This window comes from Cyclobacterium sp. 10D3-21 (genome assembly GCF_055809755.1).
In genome coordinates, this window is the sequence record NZ_CM147924.1 from 6,433,726 (window position 1) to 6,457,560 (window position 23,835).

Annotated in this window: 20 protein-coding genes; 12 read left to right on the forward strand and 8 right to left on the reverse strand. The window is 39.3% G+C overall.

Going from position 1 to position 23,835, the window contains the following annotated elements:
• Positions 1 to 3: 3 nt before the first annotated feature.
• From ccsA to rodA, 11 genes are all read left to right on the forward strand, one after another.
• Complete coding sequence (ccsA, locus tag AC0L7T_RS25095; RefSeq protein WP_473339263.1) at positions 4 to 2,532, forward strand: cytochrome c biogenesis protein CcsA; 2,529 nt, start codon at positions 4 to 6, stop codon at positions 2,530 to 2,532.
• 74 nt (positions 2,533 to 2,606) lie between these two features.
• A complete protein-coding gene (locus AC0L7T_RS25100; RefSeq protein ID WP_473339265.1) occupies positions 2,607 to 3,383 on the forward strand; it encodes a Rossmann-like and DUF2520 domain-containing protein in 777 nt (258 codons plus the stop codon).
• Between the two features lie 97 nt (positions 3,384 to 3,480).
• Positions 3,481 to 4,353 (forward strand): geranylgeranylglycerol-phosphate geranylgeranyltransferase, encoded by an 873-nt coding sequence (locus AC0L7T_RS25105; protein ID WP_473339266.1) that lies wholly within the window; start codon positions 3,481 to 3,483, stop codon positions 4,351 to 4,353.
• A 29-nt stretch (positions 4,354 to 4,382) separates the two neighbouring features.
• Complete coding sequence (locus AC0L7T_RS25110) at positions 4,383 to 5,324, forward strand: glycosylase (protein WP_473339270.1); 942 nt, start codon at positions 4,383 to 4,385, stop codon at positions 5,322 to 5,324.
• 79 nt (positions 5,325 to 5,403) lie between these two features.
• Entirely contained in the window at positions 5,404 to 5,961 is a 558-nt protein-coding gene (purN, locus tag AC0L7T_RS25115; RefSeq protein WP_473339273.1) for a phosphoribosylglycinamide formyltransferase, read from the forward strand.
• Positions 5,962 to 6,094: 133 nt separating this feature from the next.
• On the forward strand, positions 6,095 to 7,621 hold the full coding sequence (purH, locus tag AC0L7T_RS25120) for a bifunctional phosphoribosylaminoimidazolecarboxamide formyltransferase/IMP cyclohydrolase (protein WP_473339274.1): 1,527 nt from the start codon (positions 6,095 to 6,097) through the stop codon (positions 7,619 to 7,621).
• Positions 7,622 to 8,009: 388 nt separating this feature from the next.
• Positions 8,010 to 9,038 (forward strand): rod shape-determining protein, encoded by a 1,029-nt coding sequence (locus AC0L7T_RS25125; RefSeq protein ID WP_473339278.1) that lies wholly within the window; start codon positions 8,010 to 8,012, stop codon positions 9,036 to 9,038.
• A 5-nt stretch (positions 9,039 to 9,043) separates the two neighbouring features.
• The gene (gene mreC, locus AC0L7T_RS25130; protein ID WP_473339280.1) at positions 9,044 to 9,877 is read left to right on the forward strand and encodes a rod shape-determining protein MreC; all 834 of its coding nucleotides are present in this window, start codon (positions 9,044 to 9,046) and stop codon (positions 9,875 to 9,877) included.
• A complete protein-coding gene (locus AC0L7T_RS25135) occupies positions 9,874 to 10,395 on the forward strand; it encodes a rod shape-determining protein MreD (RefSeq protein ID WP_473339282.1) in 522 nt (173 codons plus the stop codon). Before mreC ends, AC0L7T_RS25135 begins: the two co-directional genes overlap by 4 nt.
• Positions 10,396 to 12,198: a penicillin-binding protein 2 gene (gene mrdA, locus AC0L7T_RS25140; RefSeq protein WP_473339283.1), complete on the forward strand. Its 1,803-nt coding sequence runs from the start codon at positions 10,396 to 10,398 to the stop codon at positions 12,196 to 12,198.
• Positions 12,199 to 13,473 (forward strand): rod shape-determining protein RodA, encoded by a 1,275-nt coding sequence (rodA, locus tag AC0L7T_RS25145; protein ID WP_473339284.1) that lies wholly within the window; start codon positions 12,199 to 12,201, stop codon positions 13,471 to 13,473.
• Positions 13,474 to 13,700: 227 nt separating this feature from the next.
• Here rodA and AC0L7T_RS25150 read toward each other — a convergent pair whose 3' ends face one another.
• Genes AC0L7T_RS25150 through AC0L7T_RS25160 form a run of 3 tightly spaced genes read right to left on the reverse strand, consistent with a single transcriptional unit; the run spans position 13,701 to position 17,524 of the window.
• Positions 13,701 to 14,447 carry an MIP/aquaporin family protein gene (locus tag AC0L7T_RS25150; protein WP_473339285.1) on the reverse strand — a complete coding sequence of 249 codons (747 nt, stop codon included), beginning with the start codon at positions 14,445 to 14,447 and terminating at the stop codon, positions 13,701 to 13,703.
• Between the two features lie 2 nt (positions 14,448 to 14,449).
• Complete coding sequence (glpK, locus tag AC0L7T_RS25155) at positions 14,450 to 15,952, reverse strand: glycerol kinase GlpK (RefSeq protein WP_473339287.1); 1,503 nt, start codon at positions 15,950 to 15,952, stop codon at positions 14,450 to 14,452.
• Between the two features lie 6 nt (positions 15,953 to 15,958).
• Positions 15,959 to 17,524 (reverse strand): glycerol-3-phosphate dehydrogenase/oxidase, encoded by a 1,566-nt coding sequence (locus AC0L7T_RS25160; RefSeq protein WP_473339288.1) that lies wholly within the window; start codon positions 17,522 to 17,524, stop codon positions 15,959 to 15,961.
• Positions 17,525 to 17,620: 96 nt separating this feature from the next.
• On the opposite strand from AC0L7T_RS25160, the gene AC0L7T_RS25165 reads away from it, so the two are divergent.
• Positions 17,621 to 18,382, forward strand: coding sequence for a DeoR/GlpR family DNA-binding transcription regulator (locus AC0L7T_RS25165; RefSeq protein WP_473339290.1), 762 nt, complete (start codon positions 17,621 to 17,623; stop codon positions 18,380 to 18,382).
• A 97-nt stretch (positions 18,383 to 18,479) separates the two neighbouring features.
• On the opposite strand, the gene AC0L7T_RS25170 is transcribed toward AC0L7T_RS25165, so the two are convergent.
• From AC0L7T_RS25170 to AC0L7T_RS25190, 5 genes are all read right to left on the reverse strand, one after another.
• A complete protein-coding gene (locus tag AC0L7T_RS25170) occupies positions 18,480 to 19,022 on the reverse strand; it encodes a hypothetical protein (RefSeq protein WP_473339291.1) in 543 nt (180 codons plus the stop codon).
• A gap of 137 nt (positions 19,023 to 19,159) precedes the next feature.
• Positions 19,160 to 20,242 carry a 6-bladed beta-propeller gene (locus tag AC0L7T_RS25175; protein ID WP_473339293.1) on the reverse strand — a complete coding sequence of 361 codons (1,083 nt, stop codon included), beginning with the start codon at positions 20,240 to 20,242 and terminating at the stop codon, positions 19,160 to 19,162.
• Between the two features lie 246 nt (positions 20,243 to 20,488).
• Complete coding sequence (locus AC0L7T_RS25180; protein ID WP_473339295.1) at positions 20,489 to 21,172, reverse strand: ABC transporter ATP-binding protein; 684 nt, start codon at positions 21,170 to 21,172, stop codon at positions 20,489 to 20,491.
• Positions 21,173 to 22,432 carry an ABC transporter permease gene (locus AC0L7T_RS25185; RefSeq protein WP_473339296.1) on the reverse strand — a complete coding sequence of 420 codons (1,260 nt, stop codon included), beginning with the start codon at positions 22,430 to 22,432 and terminating at the stop codon, positions 21,173 to 21,175. It abuts the gene before it with no gap.
• Positions 22,429 to 23,508, reverse strand: coding sequence for an efflux RND transporter periplasmic adaptor subunit (locus tag AC0L7T_RS25190; protein ID WP_473339297.1), 1,080 nt, complete (start codon positions 23,506 to 23,508; stop codon positions 22,429 to 22,431). Before AC0L7T_RS25190 ends, AC0L7T_RS25185 begins: the two co-directional genes overlap by 4 nt.
• Positions 23,509 to 23,835 lie beyond the last annotated feature (327 nt).

Sequence of the window (23,835 nt, forward strand, 5' to 3'; positions counted from 1 at the left end):
ATAATGACGAATACCTTTATGGGTAATCTGGGGCACTTTATGGTAATTCTGGCTTTTGTCAGTGCCTTGGTCTCAGCAGTATCCTACTTCTATTACACCCGTGCTAGCGAGTTGGATAAACCATCATGGAAAAACTTTAGCAGAATCACTTTCTACATCCACGGTTTTGCCGCTATTTCTATTGCTTTCTGCCTCTTTGAAATAATATACAACCATCGATTTGAGTATTTTTACGCCTACTCGCATTCTTCAAAAGGGCTTCCTGTACATTATATGATCTCCAGTTTTTGGGAAGGTCAGGAAGGTGCTTTTATTCTTTGGATATTCTGGGATGTAGTACTTGGCCTGGTCATTATAAATACCAATAAATTCTGGGAAGGACCTGTCATGTTGGTGTTCATGCTTGTTCAAGCATTTTTAGTTTCCATGATACTGGGAATCGTTATTGGTGACCTGAAAATAGGTAGCTCACCCTTTATGTTGCTTCGCGATGTTTCTGAAGCACCAATATTTCAAATCAATCCAGATTTCGTTCCTGAGGATGGAACTGGTCTAAACCCTTTGTTGCAAAATATTTGGATGGTTATTCATCCACCTACCCTATTTTTGGGTTATGCCTCTACATTGGTTCCTTTTGCATTTTTGATGGCAGGATTAACCTTAAAGCGCTATTCTGAATGGATAAGACCCGCTTTACCTTGGGCCATCTTTTCTGCCATGATCTTAGGCATGGGTATTATTATGGGTGCTTATTGGGCCTATGTAACCCTTAACTTTGGAGGGTATTGGAACTGGGATCCAGTAGAAAATGCCGTCTATGTTCCATGGCTTATTATGGTAGCAGCGATTCATACCATGATCACCTTTAAGAAAAGCAGCACTGCATTAAAAACTTCTATGATACTTGTGATCAGTTCATTTATACTGGTTCTGTACGCTACCTTCCTGGTTAGAAGTGGTGTCTTGGGAGATTCTTCTGTGCATTCATTTACTGATCTCGGATTATCGGGACAGTTACTTATTTACATGCTGTTCTTTCTGGGCATTGCGATCTTCCTTACTATTAAAGAATGGAAACACATTCCAACCTCAGAAAAAGAAGCCTCAGTATATTCCAGGGAATTTTGGATCTTTATAGGTGCCACCACGCTTGCCTTGATGGCTTTTCAGGTGATTGTACCCACCTCCATTCCTGTTTACAATGCCATAGTTGAAATATTTGGTGGCTTGTCTAATTTAGCTCCGCCAGCTGACCAAATAGAGTTTTACACCAAATTCCAACTTTGGTTTGCGGTTGCTTTAGCACTGTTAACCGGTGTTGGGCAGTATTTCTGGTGGAACAAGATGACCAAAGAGGAACTTAAGAACGCCTTGGTCACGCCTTATATTATCTCCATGGTTTTGGCAGCCATTATCATTACGGTTGGTAAAGTTTATGACATTACCTATATCGTGATTGTTCTTGCAGGAGCGTTCACCATTGTAGCCAATTTCACCATTCTTGTGAAATTATTGAAGCGAAAAACCTTTAAATTGGCAGGAGGGTCTCTTGCTCATATTGGGCTGGGCATGATCTTGATAGGTATTATGTTCTCTTCAGGTTACTCTGATACCATATCTATCAATATGTCTGGCCTCACTTATAAAAAAGATTGGGAGGATGACTTGAACAAAGAAAATGTACTTCTTTGGATCAACAAGCCTTTACAGATGAAAGATTATGATGTCGTCTACAGAGGAAGGTACAAGAAAGTAGTAGGTGTCCCTGGCTATGTCAAAGCAGATGCGATGGAATCCCTCGATGGCGTAAATGAAGCCCTGGCTTTAAAAAATATTGAAGTTGCCGACAAGGTCTATTTCCAAAAAGGGGATACACTCAAACTGGTTTTGGAGGAAAATTCTTATTTCAAGGTGGAATATTTTCAGGAAGATGACAAGAAATTCACATTGTATCCCATGTCTCAACCTAACCCTACTATGGGTTTGATTTCCTCCCCGGATTCAAAAAGATACTTGACCAAAGACCTTTATACGCACGTGTCAGCGATAAATGATTACGAGGAACCAGAATGGAATGATGATCAGTTTATCAATGCTGCTCCTGGTGAACAGTTTTTCATCAATGATTTCGTTACTCAATTTGAGAGTGCAGATGTAGTGAAAGAAATGGATGGGATTCCCTTGGAGGAAGGAGACATTGCTGTTCAGGCAGTACTTACCATTATGGACTATGATGTAAAGAAAACATTGAAACCAGTATTCTTAATTCGTGGAAATCAAGTAGGCAAAGTAGATTATATAGACCATGACCTGGGCATTAAAGTGGAAGTCGATAATATCGTTCCCGAAGAAAACAAATTTGTCTTTAAGGTCAACACCTACCAGAAAGATTATGTAGTGATGAAAGCTGCTGTCAAGCCCATGATCAACCTATTATGGCTAGGTACGATCATTATGTTGATTGGTTTTTCTGTAGCCATTTTCCGCAGGTTTGACGAGTTTCAAAAAATGAAAGCCAAAGGCTTGGAATGATGTCAGAAAAAGTAAATAAATAAGTTTTAACCCCTAAATAACTTTAGGGGTTATTTTTTTATAAATTTATGGACATGAAGTTTACTATAGCGATTATCGGAACGGGAAATGTAGCCTGGCACCTGTCGTCAGCTTTGGAGAATGCGGGGCATGAAATACTGGAGGTATATGGAAGGGACATCCAAAAAGCACGTCAACTGTCTTCCAGGCTATATGCAACAGAGGCACAGGATCATCTGGACTTCACAGAAAGCAATGCCAATTTATTTATCATTGCAGTAAGTGATCAGGCCATAGCCGACGTTGCAGAAGCTGTCCTTTTGCCAGAGCGTAGTATCCTTGTTCACACAAGTGGCACCATGCCCCTGAATATTTTATCCTATAGCTCGGCTGATTTCACAGGCATACTTTATCCTTTACAAGGCTTCACCAAAAGCCGAGAGGTATCCTTTGAGGAAGTACCTTTTCTCTTGGAGTCAGAGGATAAAAAGACTTTAAAAAACTTAAAAAACATTTGCAAAAGTCTCAAAGCACCAAGTTATGAGATTAAATCTAAAGACAGAAGATCCATCCATGTTGCTGCAGTATTTGCTGCTAATTTTACCAACCATATGGTGTTATTAGCTGAATCCATAATGAAACGCCAAGGTTTGGATTTTGATATTTTAAAACCGCTGATCATTGAGCAGATGAATAAAACGCTTCTATTAGGAGCAAGCGAAGCTCAAACTGGTCCAGCTGTAAGAAATGATATCAACACCTTAGAAAACCACCATGATTACCTGAGCTATAATGAACAACTTGCCGAGATTTATAGAAGTATTTCTCAAGATATCATGGATGCCAATTGACCATAATTATGGACTCATTATCGGTTATCTCTATTAAAATCAGTATTTTATTAATTCTAAATGTTCAGATTGCACTTAATCTCCTTAGTTTTGTAGCATGAAAAATCCAAAGGCTTCTCCTGTATTTACTTTTGGTGGATTTATGAAAATCATACGTCCTGAAAACCTGCTTATGGTCGCCTTTGCACAATTGATGACAGCCTTCTTTCTGGTAGGTACTACCAACGAAGGGATTTCGGTTTTGCGGGATTACCACCTCTACTTGTTGATCATTTCAACGGTCATACTTACGGCCTCAGGTTACATGATTAATGATTATTATGATGTAAAGATTGATTATGTGAACCGGCCCCAAGCCGTAGTCATCGGTAAAGGTATGAAAAGGCGCATGGTAATGATCCTTCATACCGTAATGAATGTGGTTGGTATTTTGATTGGCTTATTGGTCCATCCAAAAATCGGAGCCATTACATTTGTAGCGGCATTCCTTTTATGGCTTTACAGCAATACCCTTAAGCGCCTACCTTTTATAGGCAACCTGACTGTAGCTTCTTTGACCGGGCTTGCCATTTGGATTATTGGCATTTATTATCAAAAATCAGAGCTTTTGATCATCACCTATGCCATATTTGCCTTTTTCATCAATTTAATACGTGAGATTCTGAAGGACATTGAAGATCGGAATGGAGATCGGAAACATGGCTGCAAAACCTTACCCATTGTATTGGGTTTTCGAAAAACCAAAAACATTATATTTATAATCGCTTTCCTATTTGTAGTCGCTATTCTTTTTGTTACTTTCAAAATTAATGAGCCGCTGCTTTTTCTATATTTCGGTGGCCTTAGTCTATTTTTCATCGCCTTTATGGTGAAGATATACAAAGCAGATCGAAAATCTCATTTCTCTGAACTGAGTACTATTTCCAAAATACTTATGCTTACGGGCATACTAAGTATGGGGTTCCTTTAATCAAATCCAGAAATTAAAAACTTATAACCATGAAAAACAATACCATCGCTTTAGTCCTTTTCGCAGTGCCTTTTCTCCTGCTCTCCTGCTCAGGAAAAACCAATCACTCAAATACTGTTGCTGAAGAAACACCGCAACTCTTTCCTGACGAAATCACGAAGTTCAGTCCAGCCGAAGGAAACCCAATTTTCACTGCAGCAAGTGAAGGTGCATGGGACAGTGGAATCAGAGAAAGGGGATTTATAATGAAAGAAGAGGACGGCTATCACATGTGGTATACCGGCTTTGATAAGTTTGGTGAAGATAGGTTCCTTATTTTAGGATATGCCTTTTCAGAAGATGGCATCGAATGGACCAGATATGAAGGCAATCCTATTTTTAGCGAAAGTTGGGTAGAAGACATGATGGTATGGAAAGAGGATGGTGTTTATTATATGTTTGCCGAAGGAAGAGGCGACATTGCCAAAATGCTAACATCCACTGATCGCATTCATTGGGAAAACCAAGGAGACCTTAATATCAAAAAGGTGGATGGCTCACCAATAAGCGAGGGACCTTATGGCACACCTACTGTTTGGGTAGAGGATGGGGTTTGGTATCTGTTTTACGAAAGAGGTGATCTAGGCATCTGGTTGGCGACCTCCAAAGACCGAAAAGTATGGACAAATGTGCAGGATGATCCTGTAATCCATATTGGCCCTGAAGCTTACGATAAATATGGGGTAGCTGTAAATAAAATCATTAAATACCAGGACCATTATTATGCCTACTATCATGCCACCTCCTTAGAGGATTGGAGTGATTGGACCATGAACATGGCTGTTTCGGAAGATTTGAAGACCTGGACAAAATATCCAGAAAATCCAATTATGGGAGACAACAAATCCAGCGGTTTCCCTGTTTATGACGGCAAACAATTTAGATTCTACACGATGCACCCAGAGGTGGCACTACATTTCCCTACTAAATAACCTGGGGTTCAGGATTAAAAAATGAGGTAGTGAAAGAGAATACTTAGTATTTTTACAGCAGGAATAAACGAATCATACAGTGAAAAACATTGCCATACTCGCTTCAGGAAGCGGCTCAAATGCCGAAAAAATAGCAAATCATTTTCAGGGTTCTACAAAAGCCCGCATAGCCTTAATTGCCTCTAACAAAAAAGGAGCATTTGTGCTAGAAAGAGCAAAAAAACTAGGTATTCCAAGCCATGTTTTTTCCAAATCAGAATTAGAAAGTGGTGAACTCACTAAAATGCTTCAAACCCAGCAGATTGATTTTGTGGTATTGGCAGGTTTTTTGCTCCAGATCCCTAGTAATCTAATCAAAGCTTTCCCTGACCTGATGGTCAATATTCACCCCGCTTTATTGCCAAATTATGGAGGTAAAGGAATGTATGGAGACAATGTGCACCGGGCAGTAAAAGCGTCCGGAGACAGCGAAACAGGGATCACCATACATCTTGTCAATGAAAATTATGACGAGGGAAAAATCATCTTTCAAACCGCAGTAGCTATAGGTGAAAATGACAGTCCTGAACAAATCGCAGAGAAAGTTCATGTACTCGAACATAAATACTATCCAAAAATCATTGAAAGTCTGATTTAATGCCTTGATTTTCCTAACTTTGTCTCTTCATAAAGTTATACTCAAAAGTAAATACCAAATAATTTCCTTCGCTATCGGTTTGTTTCCAATTAAAATTCCCCGATAGATTTAAATGTGATAAATTACAATCGTAATGGCTGAAAAAAAAATACAATCTGCGCTTATCTCGGTATATTATAAAGACAACCTGGAACCCATTATTCAACTATTAAAAGACCAGGGGGTAACCATCTATTCTACGGGTGGCACACAAAAATTTATCGAAGAACAAGGTGCCGATGTAATTCCTGTGGAGGAACTGACTGGCTATCCTTCTATTTTTGGAGGAAGAGTAAAAACCCTTCACCCCAAAGTATTTGGAGGCATTCTTTATAGAAGAGAAAATGAAGACGATATCCAACAAGCCAGTGAATATGGTATTCCGGCTATAGATTTGGTAATAGTAGACCTTTACCCCTTTGAAGAGACCGTGGCCTCGGGAGCTTCTGAAGCAGATATTATAGAAAAAATTGACATTGGAGGAATTGCACTAATCAGGGCAGCGGCTAAAAACTGTAAGGATGTAACCATCATCGCTTCAAAAGCACAATATGGAGAATTAGAGGAAAAATTAAAGGCTCAAAATGGCGCATTGACAGCCGCTGACCGCAGGTATTTTGCTGCGCAAGCGTTTAAAGTATCTTCTAATTACGATACGCATATATTCAATTATTTTAACCGGGAAGAAAAAATCCCTGCTTTAAAAATCAGTGAGGAAAGCGCATCAGATTTAAGGTACGGAGAAAACCCACACCAGGAAGCCCGTTTTTACGGAGACCTTAAAGCCTTATTCGATCAGCTGAACGGAAAGGAATTGTCTTACAATAACCTGGTAGATGTGGACGCTGCGGTATCCTTAATTGCTGAGTTCACTGAAGAAACTGCTTTCGCTATTTTAAAACACACCAATGCCTGTGGTGTTGCTCTTGGTTCCACTGTAAAGGAAGCCTATGAAAAAGCATTTGCTGCAGATACTATTTCTGCATTTGGGGGCGTTTTAATTACCAATAAAAAGGTGGACTTGCCCGCAGCTGAAGCCATGCATGGATTGTTTTTTGAAGTACTTATCGCTCCGGATTTTGACCAGGATGCCATGGAATTGCTAAAAGGAAAGAAAAAGAGAATCCTTTTAAAGCAAAAAATGAACTTGGCAGGTACCAAACAAGTCAAAACCCTGTTGAATGGTTTTGTAGAACAGGACAAAGACCTGAAAACAGAAACCAAAGCTCAATTTGAGGTAGTGACCAAATTGGCGCCAAGTGAAGCTGAGAAAGATGCTTTGGTATTTGCATTAAAAATCTGTAAACACACTAAATCAAACACCATCATTCTCAGCAACCATGACCAACTCTTCTCAAGTGGAGTGGGACAAACAAGCCGAGTGGATGCACTTAAACAAGCGATAGAAAAAGCCAAGGCATTTGGCTTTGATCTCAAAGGTGCTGTTATGGCATCTGATGCATTTTTCCCATTCCCTGATTGTGTGGAAATAGCAGGAAATGAAGGAATATCGGCTGTGGTACAGCCAGGAGGCTCTATCAAAGACAAAGACAGCATCGCTTATTGTGATGCCAATAACATGAGTATGGTAATGACAGGCATTCGACATTTTAAGCATTAATCGACATAAGCTTTGGCTTTTATTGCCAGATTATTATTTATGTGATTCATCTGGAAAAAATACCTATTTCCATTAATATTCCTTTTACATTGCCGACAAATTAGACACGGATTATGTAATCGGTAATAGGATTCATATTTAGTGTTGAAAACACCTAAAATAAGGCTATATTGAAGATGAGTGGTAGTACCTATTTGGGGATGTGGATAAAAATCAGTTTTCCCAATTAATCATAGAATATCTATTGCTTAATTCGGGGTAAATCTGATTCAATCACCTCACAGGTTCCACCGGAAGTTGGGATAATTGGCTAGACCTGGTTATTCACACGGATTTAATTGTGTTAAATTTAAAGAAACAAGGATCATTTAATTTAGAAAATATCAAAATGGGATTATTCGACTTTTTCTCAAGTGACATCGCCATTGACTTAGGTACTGCCAATACGCTGATTATACATAAAGAAAAAATAATTGTGGATGAACCATCCATAATCGCTATAGATAAAACAACCAATAAAGTATTGGCTATTGGCCGCGAAGCCATGAACATGCATGAGAAGACGCATGAAAATATCAAGACGATCCGGCCATTAAAAGACGGGGTTATTGCAGATTTTTATGCAGCTGAACAAATGATCAGAGGATTGATCAAAATGATTCCTGGGCATAGCAAAGGCATGTTTCCTCAATCTCACAGAATGGTAGTTTGTATCCCTTCTGGCATTACTGAAGTTGAAAAACGAGCAGTTAGAGATTCGTGTGAACATGCAGGTGGCAAAGAAGTCTACATGATTTATGAACCCTTAGCAGCAGCTATAGGTATAGGTATAGACATAGAGAAACCGATGGGGTCCATGATTGTGGATATCGGAGGTGGAACCACGGAGATTGCGCTTATAGCACTTTCAGGAATAGTGGCAGACCAATCCATAAGGGTGGCTGGTGATACTTTCACCAAAGATATACTGGATTATATGCGCAGACAGCACAACTTACTTATTGGTGAGCGGTCAGCCGAAAAAGTGAAAATAGCCATCGGCTCAGCTTTGACTGAGCTGGATGATCCACCGGAAGATTATGAGATTAGAGGTAGAGACTTGATGACCGGCATACCAAAGGTCATAAAAGTTTCCTATTCAGAAATCGCTTTTGCACTTGACAAGTCCGTTTCTAAAATTGAAGAGGCTGTACTCAAAGCATTGGAGATTGCACCACCAGAGCTTTCTGCTGATATTTATGACAATGGCATCCACCTAACAGGGGGTGGGGCTTTGCTTAAAGGTTTAGACAGAAGGTTACATCAGAAGACCAAGTTACCGATCCATATTGCAGAAGATCCGCTAAGGGCGGTGGTAAGAGGCACTGGTAATGTCTTGAAAAATATCAAACAATTCAGAACTGTTCTCATGACCTAAAAAGAATGCAGCAAATCTTTCTATTTTTATATAGACTAAGGGCATTTATTCTTTTTCTGATTCTGGAATTACTGGCATTGGGGATTATTTTCACGCATAATTCACCACAAGGGGCTGTCTATTTTAATAGTAGCAATAAGTTCACAGGACGATTATTGTCTTCAAAAAACAACTTTGTCTCTTACTTTACGCTCTATTCTACCAATAAAGCCTTGGCTGAGAAAAATGCTTCACTTCTCAATCGGTTGGATAGAATGACTCCTGTTACCGATTCTGCCTACTTCGCTTTAGATAGTGTCCTTAGTAATAATTTCAACTTTTGGTCAGCCAGGGTGATCAATAACTCTATCAATCTGAGTCAAAACTTTATCACTCTGGATAAAGGAAAAGTTGACGGGGTAGTAGAAGGAATGGGTGTATTCAATGAGCAGGGTATTATTGGAAGGGTAAAAGGTACAAGTAACCATTTCTCCTCGGTAATATCTTTATTACATACAGACCTTTTGATTTCATCTAAAATAAAAAAAACAGAGGTTTTTGGATCCACAAAGTGGGATGGAATTAACTCTAATGAAGCCAAATTGCTTTATGTTCCTCGCCATGTAAAGGTGGAGCCAGGCTTGGAAATCGTTACCTCTGGCTACAATGCAGTTTTCCCCGAAGGCATTCCAATAGGAATTGTTAAAGAGGTTTCTCATGGAAGTGAGACCAATTACCTTGATATTACAATCACCTTGGGGGCAGATTTTAGTAAGCTCAATTTCGTGTATTTAGTGAAAAATGACCTTCGGGAAGAAATAGACAGTTTGGAAACAGTAATGGTGAATCCCAATCAATGACAACAGTTAAATTACTCAAGTATAGCTTTAGCTTTTGCCTTTACTTTCTAATTCAGGTTTTTATCCTGAAGGATTTGGTTTTATTTGGCTACTCCTTTTGCTTTTTATACGTGTTTTTTCTTTTAAGTCTTCCACACGAAATACCTACTATTTGGTTATTATTGATTGGCTTTTTCTTAGGGCTATTTATCGATATGTTTTATGATAGTTTTGGAATTCATGCGGCCAGCACCGTTTTCCTGGCCTTTGTTCGCAACAATTGGATCAAGGCCATAATGCCGACAGGTGGCTATGATGACAATGTTCCCCCTACTTTATTAAACATGGGATTGGGTTGGTATATATTTTACAGCCTTCCTCTGATCTTTCTTCATCATCTTATATTTTTTTATATTGACAGTTTAGGAACGGATTTGTACCTCCCTCTCGTTATTAGAGTATTCAGCAGTATGGCGTTCACATTTCTTTTAGGGGCAATCGTGCAAGCTATATTTTACAAAAAAGAAAGGGTAGTATAAATGTTCACAGGAAGATCTTTAGTCGTTGCCATTACAATTGGGGTAATTGCTTTGATTTTATTGGGTAAGTTATTTCTAATTCAGGTAACGGATGACAGTTACCTAAGAAAAGCAGAGCGAAATGCTATTCAGCGTGTAGTAGACCATCCTTACAGGGGTCTTGTTTATGACAGGAATAATTCTTTGTTGGTTTTTAACGACCCCGTTTTTGACCTTATGGTTATTCCCAAAGATTTTACCCTGCAAGACACCAGCAAGTTTTGCAACTTGTTTGACATAGAAAAAGATTTCTTAATAGAGAACTTTACGGCAGCAAAAAATTACTCTTGGGTAAAACCTTACCCCTTGATCAAGCAAATATCCAAGGAAGACTTTGCCAAAGTACAAGACTTTCTCATTGATTATAAAGGCCTCTTTGTGATGACACGCTCGGTTCGGTCTTACCCACGGTCTTCAGCTGCCAATGTTTTGGGGTACATTGGTGAAATAAGTGGTTCTCAACTTTCACGTGACAGTAGCCGCTATTATGTTCAGGGTGATTATGTAGGACATAGTGGTATTGAGGCTTTTTATGAACATGAACTACGTGGTAAAAAAGGTGTTAAATACAAGCTGGTCAATGTCCGAGGTATTGAAAAAGGAGCATTTAAAAATGGAGACCTCGACACACTTTCTATGCCCGGTGAGAATCTTCAGTCGACAATCGATTTGAACTTACAGCTCTATGGGGAGTTACTTATGCAAGGGAAACGTGGATCTGTTGTGGCGATAGAACCCAAAACCGGAGAAATTCTAACCATTATTTCCGCACCTACTTATGATCCCAACCTTTTGACTGGTGCAAAATTCAGTCAAAATTATTCTGTTTTGAATAGTGACCCAGAAAAACCATTGTTTAACAGGCCCATCATGGCCACCTATCCTCCTGGTTCAATTTTTAAAATAGTCCAATCCCTAATAGGGCTTCAGGAAGGGATATTGACACCAAACACTACTTTCACTTGTAATAAAGCTTTGGTTAATTGTCATAACCACCCTTCCCCTGTCAATCTATTCGGAGCCATAAGAAATTCTTGTAACCCTTATTATCACCAGGCCTTCAGGCAAGTAATCAATCAGGAAGTTTCCTCCAATACCTATACGGATACTCAAATTGGACTAGACAAATGGAGAAAAGCCGTTTTGAAATTTGGTTTGAGTAACCGATTGGGGATAGACATGTACGGAGAAAAAGGTGGCTCCATCCCTTCAAGTGGGCTTTATGACAAGATCTACGGTAAAGGGAGGTGGAAGTATTCTACCATTTACTCCTTGTCAATTGGCCAGGGGGAGATGTTGGTCACTCCTTTACAAATGGCAAATCTTGCGGCTATTTTTGCCAATAAAGGCTATTTTTATACCCCCCATCTGATCAAATCGATCAATGATGATCCTTCCAGAATTCCAGATAGATTTAAAGAAAAAAGAGATTCCGGCATTGACGCCAAACATTTTGACTTGATTCAGAATGCCATGGTAGAGGCACTATCAGGTACCGCCACCAGAGCAATAATGAAAGACATAGAAATAGCAGGTAAAACAGGTACTGCACAAAACCCTGCCGGTGAAGATCATTCCGTATTTATTGCTTTCGCCCCCAAAGATGACCCAAAAATAGCCATTGCAGTATATGTTGAAAATGCTGGATGGGGTGGAAGAGCTGCGGCTAGTACGGCAAGTCTTTTAATAGAAAAATACCTGACTGGAGAAATTAAAAGGCCGGAATTGGAGGAATATGTGCTAAAAGGAGATTTTATTTATTAAGTGAGACAAAAAGAGACCAATTTACATAAAATAGACTGGGTAACCATAGGGCTATATTTCGCGCTGGTTTTTATAGGCTGGCTAAACATCTATGCGGCTGTATATGATGAGCAAAATGCTACCTCCATTTTTGATTTCTCCATCAACTCCGGGAAACAGTTAGTATGGATAGGCACAGCCATTTTGCTGATCATAATCATCATGGTCGCAGATTATCGACTTTTTCATAACCTCAGCCTAGTACTATACGCCATATTTGTTCTCATCCTTTTTTTAACTCCATTTATTGGTAAAGAAATAAATGGGCAGCGGGCCTGGTTCGAGATTGGTGCTTTCAGATTGCAACCAGCCGAATTCACCAAGTTTGCCACCGCACTGGCATTGGCTAAAGTAATGGAAAATCCAAGTTTTGATCTAAGCAAGCTTAAAGACCAGATGAAGGCATTAGGAATTATCTGCCTGCCTATTGCGCTAATCTTGCTCCAGCCGGATACCGGTACAGCTATGGTTTACAGCGCTTTTTTCATCATGCTTTATAGAGAAGGCATGCCACAAAGGTACTATGTCATCGGCCTGGCATTGGCTGGCCTCACTGTCCTTACCTTGGCCATTGAAAACAACCTGTATTTATTTGGGAGTATCGGTGTGGTTATTCTTATTTTGGTAGCCATGAGCAAAAAATCCTGGCAGAACGCAATAAGCTTTCTTTTTCTGGGATGTATCATGGCTGTCTATGCCTTAAGTCTGGACTATGTGGTAGAGAAGCTTCCGGAGCATCAACAAAACCGAATCATGGTGTTGTTTGACCCCGATGTTGACCCCCTAGGTGTAGGCTGGAATGTTACCCAATCCAAAATAGCCATCGGTTCAGGCGGCTTGCTTGGAAAAGGTTACCTGGAAGGCACTCAAACTAAATTTGACTTTGTCCCTGAGCAGCATACAGATTTTATTTTCTGTACCCTAGGAGAAGAATTTGGGTGGATTGGCAGTTTTGTAATGATCGCATTGTTTGTCACACTACTCCTTAGACTGGTCTTTTTAGCGGAAAGACAGAAGACCCGCTTTTCAAGAATTTATGGTTATTGCGTGGTAAGCTTGCTGTTATTCCACTTTACTATAAACATTGCCATGACCATTGGCCTATTTCCTGTTGTAGGTATTCCCTTGCCCTTTTTCAGTTATGGAGGCTCTTCATTATGGTCCTTTACGATCCTGCTATTTATCTTTATAAAATTAGATTCTAATAGAATTCAGATCCTGGGAAGAAGTTACTAGCATACAGTGTTTCGCAAAATCCATTTAAGGAGTAGGGATTCTATTTGCCTAAAAAAATCCGAGGGTTAATTCCTCGGATTTTTTTTGAACCAAATAAACCTAAACAAGCTACTAACTTGCAGCTCATCTACACCATAGCCTTTACTCCTCTCTTTGACAAATCCCCCTCTTTGTATCCATTTGAATCCTATATTTAAACATTAGGGCTACGTATTTCTGATATTACATTAGGATACACCTGAGTTGCCCAGAAACAAAAAGAGCAATCCTGCCAATGAAGCGCCTAATAAAGGCCCAATAATAGGCACCCAACTGTAACTCCAATCTGATGTGCCTTTTCCTTTTATGGGGAGTATCTGATGCATGATTCTGGGGCCAAGATCTCTGGCTGGGTTTATGGCATATCCGGTAGTTCCACCCAAAGAAAGACCGATCACCCAAACTAAAAAGGCAACAGGCAATGCTCCTATAGAGCCCAAACCTATGGGAGTTCCTTGACCATCATCTATGACGGGACCGGTGGAATATAGAATGACAAGGATCAAAACGAAGGTTCCAATCACTTCAGAAATGAAGTTTGAGGACAAATTCCTAATTGCAGGTGCGGTACCAAATGGGGCAAACTTAAGCCCTGGATCGTCTGTTGCGTCAAAGTGATCTTTATAGACCAGGTATGAAACACCTGCTCCCAACATTGCGCCTAATACTTGGGCTAAAACATACCCTGGCACCATCTCCCAACCAAAGTCACCCACAATGGCCAATCCAATGCTTACTGCAGGATTTAGGTGGGCGCCACTGTGCGGTCCTGCAACCACCACTCCAATAAAAACACCCAAAGCCCATGCGGTTGTGATGACCATCCAACCTGAATTATGCCCTTTGGTTTTATTCAAGACTACGTTTGCTACTACTCCTGAGCCCATGGCCAAGAGCAAAGCGGTTCCGATAAATTCAGCTATATAAACGTTCATAGTTACCCGTTTATCCAGTTTAGTGATCGCTCTACCGCTTTGTGCCAATAGGCTAAAGTTGAGTGCATTGTTTTTGCATCTTGTTTAGGTTCAAATGATTCATCTGCTTTCCACAAGCTCCTAATTTCATCCATGTCTTTCCAATAGCCAACTGCTAGTCCGGCGAGATAAGCTGCTCCCAAGGCAGTGGTTTCAATTATTTCTGGTCGTTTAATCGAGCACTGGTTCAAATCAGCCTGAAACTGCATTAAAAAATTATTGGCGGTGGCACCACCATCTACACGCAATTCCTTGGTTTCTTCCCCAGCGTCTTTTTCCATCGCTTTCAATACATCATGTACCTGAAAAGCGATGGCTTCTAAGCCGGCCCTGGCCATATGGGCTTTAGTTGTGCCTCTGGTAATCCCAAAAAAAGCACCTCTAGCTTCTTGATCCCAATAGGGTGCACCCAAGCCAGTAAGCGCAGGTACAAAATAAACACCACCATTGTCTTTCAACCCGGATGCCATGGCCTCACTATCTTTAGCATCATTGAATATCCCCAAACCGTCTCTAAGCCACTGGATACCTGCACCTCCTATAAACACACTGCCTTCCAAGGCATAATTAACCTTATCCCCTATTTGCCAAGCAACAGTAGTCAAAAGTTTATTGTTTGATTTAACGGGCTTATCTCCAGTATTCATTACCAAGAAGCATCCAGTACCATAAGTGGTTTTTGCCATTCCAGGCTCGGTACATAACTGGCCAAACAATGCTGCCTGCTGGTCACCTGCAATTCCTGCAATTGGGATTTTTGCTGAAAGCAAATTGCCAGAAGTTTTGCCATAAATTTCGCTACTTGATTTTACCTCTGGTAAAATGGCTGCAGGAATATCTAAAAGCTCAAGCAATTCTTTGTCCCATTGCCTATCATGAATATTGAAAATCATCGTACGGCTGGCATTGGTAATGTCGGTGACATGGGTCTGCCCGGCTGTCATTTTCCATACCAGCCAACTGTCCACCGTGCCAAAGCACAATTCTCCATTTTCCGCTCTTTTTCTGGCTCCTTCTACATTATCCAGTATCCATTTGATTTTAGTGCCTGAAAAATAGGCATCTATGATCAAACCAGTTTTACTCTGGACCAGCTCTGAATAACCTTCTTCCTTAAGCTTATTACAATAGGCGGCGGTACGTCGATCCTGCCATACTATGGCGTTGAAAACTGGTTCACCGGTTTCTCTATCCCAAAGTATGGTGGTCTCCCTCTGGTTGGTAATCCCTATGGCAGCCACCTGACTGGCAGTGATATTGGCCTTGGTAATGGCTTCAGTTGCCACAGAGGCTTGTGAAGACCATATTTCTTTGGGATCGTGTTCTACCCAGCCGGATTTTGGAAAGAATTGCTCAAAATCCTTTTGGGCGGTAGCTACAATCTGCCCTTTTTTATTAAAAATTATAGCCCTTGAACTGGTCGTTCCCTGGTCCATGGCCATTAGATATTGGTTATTTGGGTTCATTGGGTTTTAGATATTTATTAAATACTTCCTGGCTAATTTATAAAATTCTTCTAACTCTTCACTTATCCATGCTTCATCTTTCCCAAGTTCCTCTGCCATTATTGCAGCTACTTTAGGAGCCATTAGCATAGAAGCTTTGGCATCCAGCAATAAAATCCTGCAACGACGGGAAAGAAAATCTTCAATCTTTAGCGCCATCTCTTCTCGTACTGCCCAAACTACTTCTGCTCCAGTATAGGGGTAATCCTTATGTATTCGTTCCGCCCATGCTGGGTTTTCCTTTTGTAAGGCAAGGATAAATTTGGCATCTTTCCCATAAAGCTGCAAATGCCCTTTGATTTTTTTCTGACTGTATCCATGGAGATGCTTGTCTGCCGAAGTACTTTCAATTTTACTCAATTTGTGATTTTTAAAATGAGCATCGACGGTATCTTCTCCCATTTTCCTAAAAGTCGTCCACTTCCCACCAGTGATAGTAATCAGCTTACTTTTTGATATGATAACTTTATGGCTTCTGGAAATCTCCTTGGTTTTGGTACTCCCTTCTTTGGGAGCTGCAAGGGGTCTAAGCCCAGCAAATACTGACAAAACATCAGCTCTCTTTGGTGGTTTTACCAGGTAATTGCTGGCTGTTTCCAATATAAAGTTAATCTCAGCAGCCAAAGGCCTCGGCTCCATTTTTGGTTTTTTCACTAAAGTATCGGTAGTTCCTACCACCAACTTTCCTTCCCATGGAACAGCAAAAAGCACTCTACCATCAGATGTTTCAGGAATCATCAATGCATCATTACCTCCCAAAAAGGAACTGTCCATCACCAAATGAATCCCTTGACTAGGCTGAATCATTCTACGGGCTTCAGGATTATCCATTTGCAATATTTTATCGGCAAAAACACCAGTTGCATTGACCACCGATGTTGCGGAAACTACGTAATTGTGCTTACCTATTAAATCCCTAAAAGCCAACCCACTAACTGTACCAGAGGCATCTTTTGTCAATTTATTGACCCTTGCATAATTAAGAATGCATCCTCCCATTTCAATACAGGTCTTGGCGATAACCAAAGCCAGTCGCGCATCATCAAATTGTCCATCATGGTATAGAATACCTCCTTTTAATCCTTTTTGACGAATTTGTGGCAACCTTTTAATGGTATCTTCCCTGGACACAAATTTGGATTTACCCAGTCGTAGACTACCAGCCATCCAATCGTAAATTTTTAGGCCCAAACCGTACTTTAGTCGATCAAAATGTGTATACAAAGGAATAACAAAGGGCTGATTGATCGTCAAATGAGGTGCATTCCTTAATAATCGACCTCGCTCCCTTAAGGCCTCCAATACCAAGCCGATTTCACCCTGGGCCAGGTAACGAACCCCCCCATGAACAAGCTTGGTACTTCTACTGGAAGTTCCTTTAGCAAAATCCGATTTTTCTAACAATAAGACCTTTAAACCTCTGGATAACGCATCCAATGCAACGCCTAACCCAGAAGCACCACCACCGATGATTACCAGGTCCCAACTCCCCTTTTCGTCTTTAATTCTTGATATACTGTCTTTTCTATTCATCGCCAACATTTTACATTACTAAAGTAATACAAAAGGAAATAAAAAGAAACAAAAGGAAATCATTTTGTATATTTGAACTCTATTATTTCTCCTGTTATGATAATTGCTAAAAGACATAAACACATATTAGACAAGCTTGAGGAAGCGGGTTATGTAAGTGTAGCTGCTTTGAGTAAGGAAATGGATGTGACCATGGTTACGGTCAGAAAAGACCTTAGAATCCTGGAAGAAAAGGGCTTGCTTTTTAGAACCCATGGAAGCGCTACACCTGTTGCCCCCTATGTCAATGACAAACCTGTTACTGAAAAGAGATTGGTCCAGGTAAGTCAAAAAAATGCCATTGCCAAAAGAGCTACAGCATTTCTTCAACAAGACGATGTGATTATAATTGGCTCGGGAACAACTGTTCTGGCATTTGCTCAGTCCATACCCAAAACGCTTTCGATCACAGTACTTACTGCTGCAATGAATGTTAGTATGGCATTATTGGATGTGCCAGAGGCCGAGGTAGTACAACTGGGCGGTGTCGTACGCAAGAGCAGTAGTTCAGTAGTAGGGCATTTTGCCGAAAATATGATAAAGGATTTTGCCTGCAGCAAATTATTTATCAGTGTAGATGGCATTGACCCTGAATTTGGGTTGACCACTTCCAATTTATTAGAGGCCCATTTAAATAGCATCATGATAGCATCCGCTCAAAAAACCATTGTTTTAGCAGACAGCAGCAAATTTGGTAAAAAGAGTTTTGGAAAGATTGCCAACCTTGAAGACATAGACACCTTTATAGTAGACAAGAACCTCTCTGCACATTATGTAGAGATGCTCGAAGAAAAAGGGGTTAAAGTGATTTTGGTTTAGATGGTTCGTTTTCCGGTAGGAAAAAACTACCAGGCTGATTTTAGCTATTTACCTCAAAAACCTTACTTTTCACAATCATCTCACTCAAATCAAAAAATTAAATTTCAAAAGTGAAGGTTTGATTGATGGTACTATCAGGTTGCTCTAATAGTTCGAAATTAATACTTGAGCCAATATTTCCAAAAAGCTCAATATCACTTTTTTGCTTTGTGATATACTCAGGTACTGATTGGTTTCCATTTAATTTAAATAGCTCATTCAGTTGCTCCCCAGGCAAGAATTCATTCCCTTGAGCATACACAGTTGATACGGAGGTGATGACCATTGATTCAATTGCCTGAGTAGGTTCAGGTAAGCGGGGACTGCAAGCTATGGCTGCATTAATAAAAGAAAATCGAGGCTGAGCAATGGATGCCATGACTTCAGTATAATCCAGGTCAGCAATCCCAATTTGAATGGCCGCTAGATCAAAGTCAGTAGATTTTGTTTCTATGAAACCAGAAGAAGTTAAGCTACCTACAAAGACATACAACTTGGTGATTTTGGATTCCATGGGACTAAAAGGTCCACAATCATCAACACATGAAAACGGAATATTTGTTAGAACAACAAGGCTGAGTAAAACTAAAAGTCTTTTCATATCGTAAGGAGCCAAATTAACTAATACCTAACAAAAGATGGCTTACCATAAGTTAATTAAATATCAATTTCCATAATTAGGATCACATGTATTTTCTTTAGGGAAATGGGTAGGTAAGAAATAAAATGAGCAGATTTCTATTTCCCCCAATCAATCAAATGAATAATAGGATTTGGTTCTTCACCTTTTATTTCAGAAACTCCCTCCGTAATTAAATAAGAAATCCCATTTCTCTTTGGAAGATAATGCCCTTCCAGGTTCTTTACCCTCAATCCATCCTTTACCAGCCAAGAACTATCCTTTTTCTTATCGTAACCAAAGAGATAATAATTCCCTTCATAATGATAGGTCACCAAATAGTAGGCTTCATTGACTTCAATCTTTTCAATGAAAAACACCCTCTTCCCTTCCTCATTGATTACGTTTTCTGAGAATTGGAATTTTAAATGGGGAATAAAATCACCGTTTTCATTTATCTGAAACAGTGTGTCTTTTTCTATCTGTTCATTGAACGGGCCAATTGGGAAAAATAGATAATTTATGGAATCTGATCGTGTAATAAAGGAAGGATGACGCCAAATGGATCCACCAAACTTATCTACCTTCGACATTAAAGGTTTTAAACTGTCTAATTTTACAAATTCCCTGTCCTGAATAAAAAAATTATTAATTGAAAGAATGTTCGAATTTTCATCTTTAATAATGTCATCAGTTATTATCACATAACCCTCAGGTATTGATGTAATAAAAATGGGTGGAGATGACAAACTTTCAGATTCAGCCAATAACTTACCATTCTCATTGAATTTCAAGCTCTTTCTCAATACATAATCTGTAACAACAATTGACTGATCCTTTGGATCAATAATCATGGACCTTACCTGTCTGTAGTTTCCCGGAGCTTCCCCATTTTCTCCTATTTTTTTGATATACTTTCCTGCATGGTTAAATTGAAGTATACCTTTTGCATGATTGACATAAATGAAATTTTCAGAGACTGCAATATTGTCTATATAACCTATTAAACTTTCTTCAGTCATCTCTAAAGGAATGCTGGTGTAATTTGCTGCAATATCCTCTAGAAACAGCTCTGTTTGATTTTTATGTTCAATCCGAATGGTTTGCAAACCACCCGATTGTTCAGTCCCTCCTTTGTCCTGACAGCCATTGAATAAGCCTAATGCAAAAAAGACAATCACCATTATTTTCTTCCTTATCATTGTTTATTTAGGTTTTCGCGTCATTATACAATAGACCTTCCAATACATGATGAAATCACTTTAAAATCAGGCCCATTTAACCTAGAAGTAGCCCATGTAATAAATCAACTGTTAATGTAGTGATGACCAATGGTTATAAAAAATAATTGGGGTTTTATGCAGAGCTTTATATGTTTTTGAAACTTGTATAAAACAATCTGAATCGATTTATACAAAAGCAGACTACATTAAAGTCAGGAAATAAATTTACTCCTTCAAAAGCCTACCATCACCCAGTTCAATGATGCGTGATGTTTTGTGTGCAAAATCCATGTCATGAGTCACCACCAAAAGTGTTTTGTTGTAGGCCTCGGTAAGCTCTTTAAATATGTTAAACACAATGTCCGCATTTTTGCTGTCCAAATTACCAGTGGGCTCGTCACACATAATGATCAGCGGATCATTGATCATGGCCCTGGCTATGGCAACACGTTGCTTTTCTCCTCCAGACAATTGATAAGCCATTTTATGTGCCAATTTCTCTATGCCTAAATCTTTCAAGAATCCATAGGCATTGTGTTCTAATTCTTCTTCACTCAATCTATCAAGCTTAAATCCTGGCAACATTACATTCTTCAATGCTGTAAACTCATTTAATAAATAATGGAATTGAAATACAAAGCCTATCTTTTCATTTCGTATTGCCGCCAATTCTTTTTCTGATTTGCCACGTATGCTTATCCCATCTAATAAGAGTTCTCCTGTAAAGTCTGAATCCATGGTGGAGAGAATATAAAGCAAAGTAGATTTACCACTTCCTGATCTCCCTATGATTGATGCATATTCTCCACGCGACAAACTAAAAGAAACTTCCTTTAACACATCCACCTTAACAGGAAAAAGAAACGATTTGGTAATTGCCTGAGCCTCTAAAATTTTATTGTTCTCCATTTACTTCCCTCTTATTATTACAACAGGATCTACCTTACTTGCTTTTTTTGCTGGAAAATACCCTGCCAAATAGGTCGTAAAAAGTGCAAATATTGCAGCAATAGTATAATACTGAATACCATAATCAATCGGATAGGTAGTTACTGTTGGTAGTGTAGGCGAATTGAAAGGAATAGCATCAATGATTACCGAAAGTAAAAACCCAAAAAGCACTCCCGCCAATGCCCCTGAGATGCCAATACTTAGTGATATGGAAATGAAAATCTTTTTAACATCGGTACCTGCAAACCCCGTAGCCTTTAATATCGCAATGGTATCCATTTTTTCATAGATCAACATATTGAGAATATTGTAAATCCCAAAACCTGAAACCACAAGCAAAGTAATCCCGACGGCATAAGAAATAATAGAGCGAACACTGCTACCAGTTTCAAACTGCGCATTGGCTGTTTGAATGTCTTCTGCATCAATTTTAAAAAAATCAGCAAATTCGATTGCCATGGCCGGGGCTTGGGCCATGTCTTTCAATTTTATTTGAATGTCACTAATATAATTACTGTTTTCCCCGAGGATCTTCTGTGTAGTAGCTATGCTGGCAAAGCTTTGCACTTTATCGATCTCCGATATACCTGACTGAAAAAAGCCAATCACTTTTAAAGAGAACTGTTCTCCTTCAGTCGTAGTGACGGTGATAAGATCTCCTACCTTGGCCCTCATCGTATTGGCTGCCCCTTGCCCGAGTATGATGCTATTTGAAACATTTTTAAGGCCCAGGGGATTACCTCCAACTATATAATCATTGAAGGAGAAGAATGCCGCTTCCTTTTCAGGGTCTACACCATTGATAATGCCATTCAAGTCGATATTCCCAAGGTTATAAAAAACCTGAGCGGTAATCTTAGGTGCCACGCCTATCACTCGCTTGTCCTTATTGAGTTTACTCATTATCTGTGTGGCATTGTAGATCTCTTTACGGCTATTAATGGGTTTTAAAGAGCTTATAAAATTATGGTGATTTTTGAAATTTTCACTTAAATCAATGGGCTGAATTTTAGAAGGCCGAATATCATTGTAAAGACGTACATGAGGGGTACGGTTCAAGACTATCCCATCAAGCAGCTGATTCAATCCTTCCATAAAACCCAGCAGAGATATAAAAAAGGCAATGCTAAAAGTAACCCCAACTGCCGCTACAAGGGTTTGTTTCCATCGTGCCCGCATAAGTGCAGCAGAAATCTCCGTTATGTGTTTAATTTTCATGGTTCCGGCAATGCTAATACAGTGTTTTTATTTATGCCGGCTTTAATTTCCACATAATCGTAATCCATTAGGCCTATTTCCACTTTTTGTATTTTACCCCCTTCTAGCCTAACACTTGTGTCATTAACCAAATAACTCCTAGGAATGGTCAATACCTCATTTTTGGTTTGTATAAGAATATTGGCTTCGACGGTAAGGTTGGGATAAAGTGTAGGAGGTATTTGGGTAAACACGGCCTCTGCTTGAAATGACCTTGTCCGTAGGTTCATCATTTGATCAATAGCAACAATCTCAGCCTCGAACACTTGATCTTTGTAACTATCCATTCGAATAAAAGCCCGCTGCCCCTTATTTATCTTCACAATATCAAACTCATCGATGTTCAATTCTATTGTAAAATCCTCCCTACCAATAATAGCTGCAGCACCGGAACCATTTATTAAATCCCCTTCCTCTTTGTTAATCTTATAAACGATACCATCTACTTCACTTTTGACAATAAAGTCCTCCTCCAAAATTTTTGCGATTTCTAAATTGTTTTTACTCTGCTCTGACAACAATTTAATTTGCCGTTTCAGGTCCGCAAAATTCGTTCTCGCATTGGCCAAAGCTACTTTTGCGTTTTCATAGTTCAGCTCTTTTTGCTCAAGATCCATTTTGGTCCCTATGCTTTTGCTCCAAAGGTTTTTCTGTCTTTGGTACAATAAAGAGTCATTGGCAAGTTTCTTTTCAGCCAAGCCTATGGCTTTCTCCGCATCAAGTAATTTATCTTTATTTAATTTATAATCGGATGCAGCTGAGGCAAGCCTTGCGTTTTCTGTGGCTATTTTTGAATTTTCGTTTTCCAATTGGAAGACTGGGTCACCTTTTTTCACTTGCATTCCTTCGGTTACAAATATTTTCTCAATTACCCCATTGGACTTTCCATAAACCTCATATTGGTTTTTACTTTTTATAAACCCTGATGCATAGACACTTTCGGTAATGTCTTTAATTTGAGGCGTAATGGATTCGTTTTTATTGGCACATGAAAACAACAAGGAAATTGTAAAAAAAAATAAAAAACTATTATTCATCAGGTTAAGGATTATTAATTGGTATCACCTATATTCAATCAAGTTAAAGTAAGGTTATTTTTAGATTATGGGTAAAATTAAAACCTGAATTTGTGGTAAATGGTGCGTGTTATAAGTTACTTTATTTTTCCATAAGTTTAGTTAAAAGACTCAATAATATCAAACTAACTTTAGAGGCTTATGCTAAATAATTAGCCACCATTATACCCTTAGTTCAATCTAATTTCCCAGGGAATTCATCATTGTTAGACAGTAGATATAGAGAAAGCATTGAGCGAAAAATCCATAATAATTCCAACTGAACGTGTGCTGCCACAACCTTTCTAT